The organism is Thioalkalivibrio sp. AKL19, from assembly GCF_000420165.1.
Classification (GTDB): domain Bacteria; phylum Pseudomonadota; class Gammaproteobacteria; order Ectothiorhodospirales; family Ectothiorhodospiraceae; genus Thioalkalivibrio.
The window spans coordinates 34289-47509 of sequence record NZ_ATUK01000013.1 but is presented as its reverse complement, the minus strand read 5'-3'; the positions used below and the strand labels follow the sequence as shown (position 1 = coordinate 47509).

At 67.3% G+C, this 13221-nt stretch carries 10 protein-coding genes; 8 read left to right on the top strand and 2 right to left on the bottom strand.

Translation table 11 applies throughout. From position 1 onward, the window contains the following. The first annotated feature begins 34 nt into the window (after positions 1-34). The gene (gene glnD / locus F817_RS0108480) at positions 35-2710 is read left to right on the top strand and encodes a [protein-PII] uridylyltransferase (protein ID WP_024327240.1); all 2676 of its coding nucleotides are present in this window, start codon (positions 35-37) and stop codon (positions 2708-2710) included. Positions 2711-2752: 42 nt separating this feature from the next. Here the strand turns inward: glnD and F817_RS0108475 are convergent, their stop codons facing one another. Both F817_RS0108475 and F817_RS0108470 read right to left on the bottom strand, forming a co-directional pair. Continuing rightward, entirely contained in the window at positions 2753-3514 is a 762-nt protein-coding gene (locus F817_RS0108475) for an OmpA family protein (RefSeq protein WP_024327239.1), read from the bottom strand. Further along, on the bottom strand, positions 3514-4566 hold the full coding sequence (locus tag F817_RS0108470) for a hypothetical protein (RefSeq protein ID WP_024327238.1): 1053 nt from the start codon (positions 4564-4566) through the stop codon (positions 3514-3516). The genes F817_RS0108475 and F817_RS0108470 overlap by 1 nt, the downstream gene beginning before the upstream one ends. 426 nt (positions 4567-4992) lie before the next feature. Here F817_RS0108470 and F817_RS0108465 point away from each other — a divergent pair, with 426 nt between their 5' ends. The 7 genes from F817_RS0108465 to F817_RS0108435 all read left to right on the top strand — a co-directional run bounded on the left by F817_RS0108465 (position 4993) and on the right by F817_RS0108435 (position 13195). Further along, complete coding sequence (locus F817_RS0108465; RefSeq protein ID WP_231369398.1) at positions 4993-5793, top strand: phosphate/phosphite/phosphonate ABC transporter substrate-binding protein; 801 nt, start codon at positions 4993-4995, stop codon at positions 5791-5793. Positions 5794-6001: 208 nt separating this feature from the next. Then, a complete protein-coding gene (locus F817_RS0108460) occupies positions 6002-8794 on the top strand; it encodes an EAL domain-containing protein (RefSeq protein ID WP_024327236.1) in 2793 nt (930 codons plus the stop codon). 109 nt (positions 8795-8903) lie between these two features. Next, positions 8904-9524 carry an NAD(P)H:quinone oxidoreductase gene (gene wrbA, locus F817_RS0108455; protein ID WP_024327235.1) on the top strand — a complete coding sequence of 207 codons (621 nt, stop codon included), beginning with the start codon at positions 8904-8906 and terminating at the stop codon, positions 9522-9524. Positions 9525-9656: 132 nt separating this feature from the next. Then, positions 9657-10049 (top strand): DoxX family protein, encoded by a 393-nt coding sequence (locus tag F817_RS0108450; RefSeq protein ID WP_024327234.1) that lies wholly within the window; start codon positions 9657-9659, stop codon positions 10047-10049. An 82-nt stretch (positions 10050-10131) separates the two neighbouring features. After that, a complete protein-coding gene (locus tag F817_RS0108445) occupies positions 10132-11466 on the top strand; it encodes a TRZ/ATZ family hydrolase (RefSeq protein WP_024327233.1) in 1335 nt (444 codons plus the stop codon). Between the two features lie 284 nt (positions 11467-11750). Further along, entirely contained in the window at positions 11751-12509 is a 759-nt protein-coding gene (gene ubiG / locus F817_RS0108440) for a bifunctional 2-polyprenyl-6-hydroxyphenol methylase/3-demethylubiquinol 3-O-methyltransferase UbiG (protein WP_024327232.1), read from the top strand. After that, positions 12506-13195: an HAD-IA family hydrolase gene (locus F817_RS0108435; protein ID WP_024327231.1), complete on the top strand. Its 690-nt coding sequence runs from the start codon at positions 12506-12508 to the stop codon at positions 13193-13195. Before ubiG ends, F817_RS0108435 begins: the two co-directional genes overlap by 4 nt. The last annotated feature ends 26 nt before the right edge of the window (positions 13196-13221 follow it).

Here is a 13221-nt window from a genome sequence, read left to right as displayed (position 1 = left end):
CGCTGATTCGAACCGCCCAACCTCCGGAGCTCCAATGAATCCTGCGGGCAGCACCCCCGGCGAACTCGATACCCCCGCGTTCACCCCGGACTGGGGCGAGGACTACCAGCGGCTCAGCCGCAACCCGGGGAACATCGCCCTGTTCCGGGACCGCCGGCGCGCCATCCTGGAGCAGCAATACCAGGGCTTCCGGGACGGCATGCCCATCGCGGAGCTGATCCACGGGCATGCCCGGCGCATCGACGAACTACTCAAGCTGATCTGGGCCCAGAAAGGTCTCGCGGATGACGACCAGCTCTGCCTGATCGCGGTCGGTGGCTATGGCCGCGGGGAACTGCACCCGGCCTCCGATATCGACATCCAGATCATCCTCGAGGGCGAGCACGACCGCGCCCGCTTCGACCGCATCAGTGACTTCGTGACCTTCCTCTGGGATATCGGCATCGAGGTCGGTCACAGCGTGCGCAGCATCGAGGACTGCACCCGCGAGGCGCGCGACGACATCACCGTCGCGACCAACCTGATCGAGGCCCGCTACCTGGCCGGCCACCTGGGGCTGTTCAACGACTTCCGCGGCGCCATCGAGCCCGACCGCATCTGGGACTCACGCAGCTTCTACGCCGCCAAACTGGCGGAGCAGCAGGCCCGTCATCGTCGCTTCGGCGAGACCGCCTATCGCCTGGAACCGAACGTCAAGGAGGGCCCCGGCGGCCTGCGCGACATCCAGATGATCGGCTGGGTCACCAAGCGTCATTACGGGGCCGAACGCATCGAAGAGCTGGTGTCGCTGGGCTTCCTGCGCGAGGGCGAGTTCCGCGAGATGATGGAGGGACAGAACTTCCTCTGGCGGGTGCGCTTTGCCCTGCACATGCTCTCCGGCCGACGCGAGGACCGCCTGCTGTTCGACCTGCAGCGCCAGCTGGCCAACACCTTCGGCTTTGTCGACCAGAACCACAACCGGGCGGTCGAGCAGTTCATGCAGCGCTACTTCCGCACCATCAACGACCTCGAGCGCCTGAACGAGCTGCTGCTGCAGCACTTCAACGAGGCCATCCTCGACGACCCCGAAGCCCTGCAGGATCCGGTGCGCATCCACCAGCGCTTCCAGATCCGCGGAGGCTACCTCGAGGCCGCCCACGACCAGGTCTTCATGATCTATCCACCGGCCCTGCTGGAGGTCTTCCGCCTGCTGCAGGATCATCCCGAGATCCAGGGCATTCGCGCGTCCACCATCCGCCTGATCCGTGCCCACCGGCACTTGATCGACGGTCATTTCCGTCGCAACCCGGTCTGTCGCGACCTGTTCATGGCCATCCTGCGTGCCCCGCGCGGCATTACCAGCCAGCTCCGGCGCATGAACCGCTACGGGGTGCTGGGCAACTACCTGCCGGCCTTCGGGCGCATCATCGGACGCATGCAGTACGACCTGTTCCACGCCTACACCGTGGACGAGCACACCCTGAACGTGGTGCGCAACGCGCGCCGCCTGGCACTGCCGGAATTCGCCCACGAACAGCCGCTGGCCCACCGGATCCACAGCGAGCTGGACCGGCCCGAGCGCCTGGTGCTGGCGGCCCTGTTTCACGATATCGCCAAGGGCCGCGGCGGCGACCACTCCGAACTGGGGGCACAGGATGCCCTGCACTTCTGCCAGCAGCACGGCCTCTCGGATGCCGACGCCGGCCTGGTCGCCTGGCTGGTGCGTTCCCATTTGCTGATGTCCCTGACCGCCCAGCGCAAGGACATCTCCGACCCCGAGGTCGTCCTCGGCTTTGCCCGCGAGGTGGCCACCCGCGAGCGGCTCGATTTTCTCTACCTGCTCACGATCGCCGACATCCGCGGGACCAACCCGGAGCTCTGGAACAGCTGGAAGGATTCGCTGCTCCAGACCCTCTACCACGCCACCCGCAATGTCCTCGAACGGGGACTCGACACCCCGCCGGACATGGACGAGCAGATCCGCAAGACCCGCGCCGAGGCGCTCGAACGGCTGCAGCAACAGGGATTCGAACCCGACCAGGCGCGCCAGTTGTGGGACGAACTCGACGACGAATACTTCCTGCGCCACTCCGCCGACGAGATCGCCTGGCATGCCCGGGCCCTGATCCCGCTGGAGCCGGAAGACCTCCCGCTGATCCTGGTGCGCCCCAAGACCTCGCGCGGGAGTACCGAGATCTTTGTCTACGCCGATGATCACCCGCAGATCTTTGCCCGGATCACCAGCGCCCTGACCCAGCTCGGGCTGGATATCGTGGATGCCCGCATCATCACCACGGCGGGCGGGCGCACGCTCGACACCTTCCTCGTGCTCGAAAGCGGTGGCGGACAGACCGTGGACGCCGGCTATCGTGCCGACGAGATCCGCCAGAACCTCGAACGCGCACTCGGACACGAAGGCGGCATCCCCAACCCGGCCTCCCGGCAGCTTCCGCGCCGGCTCAAGCACTTCGACGTCGACACCCGGATCGAATTCGAGCCTGCCCCCGGCGGCCATGCCACGCGCATGCGGCTGCGCGCCCTGGACCGGCCGGGTCTCTTGTCCACGATCGGGCATGTCCTGGGGGACCAGGGAATCGACGTTCGAACGGCCCGCATTGCAACCGCCGGCGAACAGGTCGAGGACAGCTTCCTGCTCAGTCGCCCCGGCCGCCGCGCGCTCCCCGAGGAAGATCAGGCCCGGCTGCGTCAGGCCCTGCTCGAGGCGATCTGAGACCTCGCCAAGGCACCGTATCGTCGGCTGGCTCCGCGCGGTTCAGCGTCCGCGCGCCTCCAGAGGAAGAGGTTCCGGCTCCGGGGGCGCATCGCCCAGCAGGCGCGTCTCGAAGTCGGTCAGCACACTGAACTCGACCCGGCGCGAGGCCCGGCGGTCCTCCTCGCCCTGCTCGTCCAGCACCCGCCGCGAGGAGGACAGGCCGACCGCCGCGACCCGCGAGCGAAACCAGTCGGCCTCCTGCAGCGCCTCCAGCTGATAGGCGTATTCCAGAACCGCGCGCGTGCGCCGCTGGCTCAAGTCCATGTTGCCGAAATACGCCTCCAGCGCATCATCGCTTCCCGCCCACTCGCTGGAGGTATGGCCCTCGATCCTCACCTCCCGGATCACCTCGGCGAACGGGCGCAACTGCTCGGCGTAACGCGGCATGAAATCGGCCAGGATCGCCTCGAAACGCGGGCGTATGGTCGCAGAGCTCCGCTCGAACAGGACCTCGGGCTCGCGGAAGCGAAGGGTCAGGCTGTCGCGGTCCAGTTCCGCGTTCCAGCGCGGGAGGTCCTCGCGAAACTCTTCCTCCAGCACCGAATAGATCGCCGCGCGCAGTGCCGCCGCCTCGTTTCGCACCTCGGTGTGCGCCGCGCTCTCGCGCTCCACCTGCACCATGTGCAGCAGGGCCAGAAACAGGAAGATCATCATCAGCGCGGCCATCAGGTCCGCGACCGCCAGCCAGTGCGAGCCCTGGTCGGCCTCGCTCCCGCCACCGGCCCCTCGGCGGCGACGCCGACGCGCCAGCCAGGCAAACATCAGCTACGCCCGCCCGCGGATACCGCCGAAGCGGCGCGTCCGCCGCTCCAGCGACCCTCCGCCGCGTGGCCCGCCTGAACGGCGTTCTCGATGCTCTCGAGCATGGCCTCCAGACGCGCATCCATGGCCGGGAAGGCCTCGGTGGCCCGGTCGCGCAGCGCCGCGATACTGCCCAGCAGCGCCTCCAGCTCCACCGTTTCGCGACGCAGGCTGGACAGGGTCGACTCCTGATCCTCCACATGCCGGGTAATCTGCAGCGCCTGGCCGGTCATCCGTTCCAGAGTCTGCTCGGTCTGCTCCACCCCCGCCCGCGCCTGATCGAATGCGCGATGCAGCGTGTCCATCTGCTGACGATACTGCTCCTGCCACTCCACCAGGCGGGCCACGGAATCATCGAGGCGCCGGAAATTCTCCCCGAACTGCTCACCCAGGCGGTTATTGAAGTCGTGGATCACCCGTTCCAGGGCCTCGACCAGGTGTCCGCTGCTCATCTCCGTGATCCGCTCGGCCATGCCGTCCAGGGTCCGGGTCAGTTCGCGGTGCTGCTGCTCCAGGCGGGCGTCCAGGCGCTGATCCAGCGCGCGCACCGCCTCCACCACGGCCAGCGACGCGTCACGCTGTTCCGCCGCCAGCGCGGCCTGGCCGGATTCCGCGTCCGGCGTGCCGCTACGGTCCGCCTTTCCCGATGCAGCCGGTGCCGGTGCCATCACCTGGACGACGCGCAGTACCGCGGCCAGCAGGATGCCGACGATACTCGTGACGAACGCCAGCTTAAGCCCCTCCAGCAGGGCGGGTATGCTGGCCTCCACCCGGGCCGCATCGAAATCCAGCAGTCCGATGGCGACACCCAGAAAGGTGCCCAGGATACCCAGTGTCGTCAGCAGCGCGGGCGCCGCGCCCTGCAGGGCCTCGGCCCGCCGCAGCGCCGTTGCGGCCAGTCCCGCGAGGAACAGCCCGAACAGCAGCAGCGCGAAAAACCCGATGACCGTCAGCGGGCTGAGGCCCTGCAGCGTGGCCAGCAGGGCCTCGGCAATCCGGTCCAACATCCCCATTCTGCAATCTCCTGTCGTACCCGCGGCACGCTCGTGTGTCTACAGTCCCGGGGAAGCAAGAAAGAAGCCAGTTGAGTCTGCGGCATTCGGGCGGGCCTCGCGGCCTATTCGACGATTTATTGACGGCCGCCACGAAAACGGGCGTCAGACGGCCACCCAAAAGCGTCAGCTTGTTGTCCACCCGGATTGCCGATTTCCGGATTCGAACGGGCTGCCCGATGCTCCATGGGTCCAGACGTGCTTTACTCGATACCAGACCCGCCACATGTACGGAGGGGGCGCGCCGACATGGTCACGCTACCACCCAGTCAAGCCCGATCCCGGCGACCGCTGCGACTCGCCCGGCACGCCGGTGCAGCCCTCGGCTGGCTACTCCTGGCCCTCGTGGCGCTCCCCGTCCCGGTTCAGGCGACCGATGATGGGCGCGTGCTGGGCATCCAGCCGTTCCTCAGTCCGCCAGCACTGTTTGAACGCTATGCCCCACTGCGTGACTGGCTAGCCACGGAGCTTGGAGTCCCCATCCGGATTGAATCGGCGCGCACACGCGACGTATTTCACCGGAGGCTCTCCGCCGAACGCTACGACCTGGTCTTTACGTCACCGCACGTGGTACCCATCCTCGCGGAGGAAACAGACTATCGTCCTGTTGCCGCGACCCGGGACCGGTTGGCCATCCTGATAGCCGTGCTACCCGAGTCAAACATCCACACCGTCGAGGACCTCGCGAACGTCCGCATCGCGGCGCCCTTCCAGGAGAGCCTTGCCGCGGCCTTCCTGAGTCAGACGCTCTCGGAGATTGTGTGGCCAGAAGGATCTGGCCCGCCGAACGTCCGCCACCATCATCATCACAGCGCCGCCGTCACCACCTTCCTCCGTGGCGAGGCGGAAGGCCTGGTTCTGGTCACGGATGGCGATCTGGTCGACACGCAACGTCGCGCTGCGACGCCTTCGATGTCGATGTCGCTCGGCGACGGGACCCTTGTACGGGTCATTTCCGCCTCGCCCAGCTTTCCGGGAATGACCCTGCTGGCCCGCCAGGAGTTGCTTGCGGACGCCCCGGACCTGACGGAACGTCTGCGCGCCCTTCAGGACACGCCCCGGGGCCAGCAGGTACTGCGCAGCATACGGCACCGGGGCTTCATGGCCGTCGAGGAAACCGACTTTCGACCTTTTGCCCAGAGGGCGTACCAGCGCAAACTGCCCTCCCTCGGGAACACGGATGATTGAGCGGCAGAACCCCCGCTCCGATCCGTCTGCGATGGGCATCGACTGCCTGGTCCGGTAGAATCAAGAGCGTTAACAACCATTCCCGTCGCGCCACCAGACACTGGCGCGCACGCGACCCGGATATCCCCATGACCCTGCCCGGCCTGGATCCCACCGATTTCGGCCCGTCCATGACCGTTTCGCCCGGACGCGGCGGAACCAGGTCCGCATGCGCCTGAATTTCGCCTGGCAGATCATCATCGGCACGGTCGCGATCCAGGTCGCGATGGTGGCGGTGCTGATGTTCAGCGGCATCTCCCAGGTGCAGCAAAACCAGTCGCAGATGCTCGAGCGTTTTGCCGAGCAACAGGGCCGCCTGTTGTCCAGCGCGCTGACCCCCGGGCTGGCCTACGCCGACCCGGCCATGCTGCAGGACCTGCTGGACCTGGTCGCGGACGATTCCCACGTGCTCTACGCCGTGGTGCTCGACACTCAGGACCAGCCGATGGCCTCGGTAGGCATCTCGCCGGACGCGATCCCCGACGCTTCCGACGGCATCCGTACCAGCCCCGGACAGATCGAGATCCTCCGCGAGATCGAACTGGCCGGCCAGCCTCTCGGCACCCTGGCGGTTGGCTATTCCACCGACGCCATCGACGCCCTCTCCGCCGACCTGCTGGAACGCAATGTCCTGCTCGCCCTTGTGGTCCTGCTCCTGTCGATGATCGCCGCCGTCATCTTCAGCCTGATCATCACCCGCCGCCTGCGCCTGCTGAACCAGGGCGGCAAGGCCCTGGAGGCCGGCCACCTGGACCACCGGATCCCGGTGCGTTCGCACGACGAGTTCGGAGACCTGGCGCGCACCTTCAACGATGTCGCGGCCCATCTGGGCACCACCCAGGCCACCCTGGAACAGCAGAACCAGCAGCTCAACCGCTCGGTCGCGCGACTGGAGTCCATGCTGGGGGGCGCCAATGCCATCCTGTGGGAGGCCAACCCCGCCACCCACGAATGGGAGTTCGTGGCCGGCGATACCCGCCACCTGTTGGGGTTCCCCGCCCGGAACCTGGGCCGCGGCGAACTGCGGGCCCGCCATATCCATCCGAGCGACCTGCCGCGAGTCCAGAACGCCGCCCGCGAGAGCCGGCGCCAGTCGCGCACCGTGGACTACCGCTTTGCCCATCGCGACGGCCAGTGGATCTGGTTGCGCGACATTCTCTCCTGGGCCACGGATGCCGACGGCCGCGAAAGCCTGCGCGGGCTGACACTGGACATCACCAGCCACCGGCGCACCACCGATGCCCTGGCCGAGAGCGAGAATCGCTACCGCGACGTGGTCGACCATATCTCCGAGGTGATCTTCCGGACCGACGCGGATGGCTGCTGGACCCTGCTGAACCCGGCCTGGGAGAACCTGACCGGCTTCAGCGTGGAAGAGACCCTGGGGCGCCCGATGTGCGACTTCGTCGCACCCGAGGACCACGACGACGCGCGCAGCTTCTGCGCCACGCTGCTGGAGGGCGGTTCCCACGCCCAGTCCGAGGAGATCCGTCTGCGCACCCGGGACGGAGACATCCGCTGGGTCAGCGTCTACGCCAGCGCCCGCTTCGACGATCACGGGCAGGTCATGGCCACGTTCGGCACGATGACCGACATCTCCGATCGCAAACAGGCCGAGGACGAGATCCGCCGTCTGGCCTTCTTCGACGGGCTGACCCACCTGCCCAACCGCACCCTGCTGCATGACCGCCTGGGCCAGACGCTCGGCAACACGGAGCGCAACCACGTGCATGGCGCCTTGCTGTTCATCGATCTCGACAATTTCAAGGACATCAACGACACCCTCGGACACGCCGTGGGCGACGACCTGCTGCGCCAGGTCGCCGAGCGCATGCAGGACTCGGTCCGCGAGGCGGACACCCTGGCCCGGCTCGGCGGCGACGAGTTTGTGGTCATCCTCAACGATCTCCACGCGGACCCGGCGCGCGCCGCCAGCCAGGCCGAGGCGGTCGGGCGCAAGCTGATCGACATCCTGCGCGAGCCCTTCGAGCTGGCCGGCCAGAAACGCCACATCACCCCGAGTATCGGGGCCACCCTGTTCAGCGGGCGCAGCCTCGGCGTGGAAGAGATCCTGAAGCAGGCCGACCTCGCGATGTATCGGGCGAAGAACGCCGGCCGCAACACCGTGCGCTTCTACGACCCCGCCCTGCACCGTGCCGTGGAGGCCCGCTTCGAACTCGAAAGCGAGTTGCGCCATGCCCTCGACGGCGACGACTTCAGCGTGCACTTCCAGCCCCAGGTGGATGCCTCCGGACGCGTCATTGGCGCCGAGCTCCTGCTCCGCTGGATGCATGCCACCCGCGGGGCGATCTCGCCCGGCGAATTCATCCCGCTGGCCGAACAGACCGGCCTGATCGTCCCGATCGGACGCCAGGTGATGCGCGCCGCCTGCCGACAACTGGCCGCCTGGCGACACCAGCCCGCGTTCCGCGACCTGACACTCTCGGTCAACGTCAGCGCCCGCCAGTTCCGCCACCGCCACTTCGTGCGCGACCTGGCCCATGTCCTCGAAGAGACCGGTGCCCCCGGGGAACGCCTGAAGCTCGAACTGACCGAGAGCATGCTTCTGGAGAACGTGGAGACCGTGATCGCCCATATCGAGGAGCTGCGCGCCCTGGGGATCGAGTTCTCCCTCGACGACTTCGGCACCGGCTACTCGTCGCTCGCCTACCTCAAGCGCCTCCCTCTGGCGCAGCTCAAGATCGACCAGTCCTTCGTCCGCGATGTGCTGGACGACCCGAATGACGCCGCCATCGCGCAGATGGTGGTCAATCTGGCCCACACCCTCGACCTCGACGTGATCGCCGAGGGCGTGGAGAACGACCAGCAGCGCGCCTTCCTCTTCGGCCTTGGCTGTCGCCATTTCCAGGGCTACCTGTACGGCCACCCCGACACCCTGGCAACGCTCGAGGCACTGGTGCTGCGCCAGTCCGGCAATGGCCACCCGGCCGCGAATCACTAACTGTTCGATTTAATCGAATATGAAAGGCCGATTTTCGGCATTTTCATTCGTATAAATCGGATCTATGGTACCGGGTAATCCATTCCTGACGAGCGGAGGCACGTCGAACATGAGCACCAAGATCCTGATCCTGTACTACTCCACCTGGGGCCACATCGAGCAGATGGCCGAGGCCGTCGCCCAGGGCGCCCGGGAGGTCCCGGATACCCAAGTAACCATCAAGCGCGTACCCGAGCTGATGCCGGACGAGGTGGCCCGCAACGCGGGCGCCAAGCTCGACCAGGCCGCGCCCATCGCCAGGCCGGAAGAGCTGGCGGACTACGACGCCATCATCATCGGCACCCCGACCCGTTTCGGCCGGATGGCCGCGCAGATGGCGAACTTTCTCGACCAGACCGGGGCCCTGTGGTTCGGCGACAAGCTGGTCGGGAAGGTCGGCAGCGTCTTCGGATCCACCGCGTCGCAACACGGGGGCCAGGAGACGACGCTGGTCTCCACCATCGTCAATCTCCTGCACTTCGGCATGACCGTGGTTGGTCTACCCTACACCGAGAAGCGCCTGCTCGATGTCAGCGAGGTCTCCGGCGGCACACCCTACGGGGCGACCACGCTGGCCGACGGCGACGGCTCGCGCCAGCCGAGCGAAAACGAACTGGGCATGGCCGCCTCGCAGGGGCGTCACGTGGCCGAGGTCACTCGGGCCCAGTGCCTGGGGCGCAACGCCGGCTGACCCTCTGCGGGCAGCTACCGAAGGGTCTACATGCCCTCGCCGGACATCGTCCGGGGGCGAACCCGGTCGGGCACAGGCCCGACCGCACCCACCGCGGACGTCGATCCGCAGCACGACAAGGAGAAAATGGAGATGGACAACATGCTAGACGACAGTGGCAAGCTCATCCTGCGCCTGGCCCTCGGGATCATGATCCTGTTGCACGGCATCGACAAGATCAGCGGCGGTGTCAGCGGCATCGAAGGCATGCTGACCAATGCGGGGCTGCCGGCCATCCTTGCCTACGGCGTCTATATCGGCGAGATTCTTGCTCCGATCCTCGTGATCATCGGCCTGTATGCCCGCATTGGCGCCGTGATCATTGCCATCAACATGGTCTTCGCCATTGTCCTGGCGCATACCCACGAGGTCTTCGAACTCACCAGCCATGGCGGCTGGGCCCTCGAACTTCAGGGCATGTTCCTGTTCGCGGCAATCGCCCTGGCCCTGACCGGCCCCGGCCGGTTCGCGATCAACCGCCTGTAATCTTCACGGCGACCCGGGGCGGCGCAATGCCGCCCCTTTCGGGTACCATGCGCGACCCTGACCCACGCGCAGACCGTCCGCCATGAGCAATGCCCAGACGCTGATCCTCGCCGCTCCACAGATCCTTCCGGTTGTCCCCCGCGACACCCTCCTGCAAGACCACGCTCTGATCATCCGCGACGGAACGATCCACGCAATCGAGCCACAGGCGACCGCGCGCGCCAACCATCCCGAGGCCGTGTACCGCGATCACCCCGGACAGATCCTGATCCCCGGCCTGGTGAACGCCCACACCCACTCCGGGATGAGTCTGCTGCGTGGCATCGGCAGCGACCGCCCGCTGATGGAATGGCTCAAGGGCTATATCTGGCCGGCCGAGGGGCGGCTGCTCTCGCCCGAGTTCGTGCGCGCCGGCACCCGGCTCTCCGTCGCCGAGATGCTGCGGGGTGGCACGACCTGCTTCAGCGACATGTACCTGTTTGTGGAGGATGCCGCGCGAGTGGTCGACGAGACCGGGATCCGCGCCTCGCTGGGCCTGACCGTCTTCGATTTCCCCACCCCCTGGGCCAGCACCCCCGACGAGTACTTCCAGCGCGGCGCCGATGTGGTGGCCTCCTGGGGTCAGCATGACAGGATCGCGTTCAACGTGGCCCCGCACGCGCCCTACACCGTTGGCGACGCGAGCCTGGAACGTGTCGCCGAACGGGCCCGCGAGCTGAACGCGCCCATCCATATGCACGTCCACGAGACGGCCAGCGAGGTGGCCGACGCCCTGCGCGAACAGGGCGAGCGCCCCCTCGCCCGCCTGACGCGCCTCGGCATGCTGGACCAGCCCTTCATTGCCGTGCACATGACCCAGGTGGACGCGTCGGACCTGGATCTGCTGCGCGACCGCCCGGTGTCCATCGCCCACTGCCCGGAGTCGAACCTGAAACTGGCCTCCGGCTTCTGTCCGGTCACACGCTTGCAGGACGCCGGCATCAACGTGGCCCTGGGCACCGACGGCACCGCCTCCAACAACGACCTCGACATGATCGGGGAGATGCGCACCGCCGCGCTGCTCGCCAAGGGCGTCAGCGGCGATGCCGCCGCCCTGCCCGCCACCGCCGCGCTGGAAATGGCCACGCTCGGGAGTGCCAGGGCCCTGGGGCTGGCGGATCGAATCGGATCGCTGGAACCCGGCAAGCAGGCCGATGTGGTCGCAGTGGACCTGCAGGCCCTGGAACTGCAGCCCGCACACGATCCCAGCGCGCAGATCGTGTACGCCGCAACCCGCGATGCCGTGCGCGATGTCTACGTGGCCGGCCGGCCGTTGCTCCGCAACCGCGAACTGCTTACGCTGGACCCGCAGGACCTCCGCGCCGAAGCCGATTACTGGCGCATCCGGGTGCTGGAAACCCAGCCGCCCATTGCCTGAGGGAAACACTGATTGATGTACACGCTCGCGTTGGTACCCCAGGTTTTCCGAGACAAGGCGCGGTGCGCAGCCGGTAGTGGTTCTACCGGCAAGGGCCGCAACGCAGGATCTGGGAACCTGGGGTACCAACCCCAAGGGGCTCGGCCTCTTTTGCGTGGGAACGGCGTTGCGGTTCCCTTGTGCAGAATGACTGCACGGCAGTCACCGCGCCTTGTTCGCACGCAAAAGCGACTCGAGCGCGAGCGTGTACATTAATCAGTGTTTCCCTGAGCGAGACCGACCCCATGAGCCCCCAATCCCATACCGAGCCGCAGTCCCATTCCCAGGCGCACACGAACGTCGATAGCGCCGAGATCCACAAGTTCACGCACCGGGCGCACGAGTGGTGGGACCCCCAGGGCCCGTTCGCAACGCTGCACGCGGTCAACCCGCTGCGCCTGAAGTGGATCGACGGTCAGGCCGACCTCGCCGGCAAGAAGGTACTGGACGTAGGCTGCGGCGCCGGCATCCTCTCCGAGGCAATGGCCGTGCGCGGCGCGCAGGTCACCGCACTGGACGCCGGCGCCGAACACCTGGAGGTCGCCCGCGAACACGCGACAGAAGCCGGGCTGGAGATCCACTACCTGCACACCACCGCCGAGGCGCACGCCGAACATCACGCCGGTGACTACGATGTGGTGACCTGCCTGGAGATGCTGGAACACGTACCCGATCCGGACGCGGTCATCGACGCACTGGTAAAGCTCGTGCGCCCCGGCGGCTGGCTGTTCCTGTCCACCATCAACCGCACGCCACGCGCCTTCGCCGAGGCGATCGTCGGGGCGGAATACATCCTGCACATGTTGCCCACCGGCACCCATGAATACGGCCGCTTCATCCGCCCCTCCGAACTGGGCGCCGCCCTGCGCCGTCACGGCTTCGAGGTCACCGCGATGACCGGCCTGACCTATTCGCCCCTGAGCGGGCGTTATCGCCTGGTCGCCCGCACCGACGTGAATTACCTGATGGCCGCCCGTCGGGGCGACGCCGGCAGCGACGGATGACCCGCGATCTCGGATCGGTCCTGTTCGACCTCGACGGGACGTTGCTGGATACCGCCCCGGACATGCATGCGGCGCTGGTCACCTTGATGGCCGAACACGACCGGGCGCCGCTGGCGTTCGAGGTCGTGCGTAACTTTGTCTCCCACGGCTCCCGGGCCCTGGTGGATCTCGCCTTCCCGGACGCCGATCCCACCTTTGCCGAGCATCTCAAGAAGCGCTACCTGGAGATCTACGCCCGCGACCTGTGCCGGGCCACCGCCCTGTTTCCCGGACTGGCGGAGCTGCTGGACGCCTGCGAGGCCCGCGGCTGGTCTCTCGGAGTGGTTACCAACAAGCCGGGCTGGCTCACCGATCCGCTGCTCGAGGCCCTCGGGCTGCATTCGCGCATGGCGGCCGTGGTCAGCGGCGACACCCTGCCGCAGCGCAAGCCCGCCCCGGAGCCCATGTGGCTGGCAGCACGCCAGACCGGCCTGCCCCCGGAACGCCACTGCTACTGGGGCGACGCCGAACGCGACATCGCCGCCGGGCGGGCCGCCGGCATGGCCACGCTGATCGCCAACTGGGGCTACATCAATGCCGACCAACGCCCGGATCAATGGGGCGCCGATGCCGCCCTGGAGGAACCGGGGGATTTCTGGTCCTGGTACGCCGGCACCCCCGCCCCGGAGCGCAGCCTTGCAGGCTGAGCCGTCCGTTCCCACCCTCCCGCGCT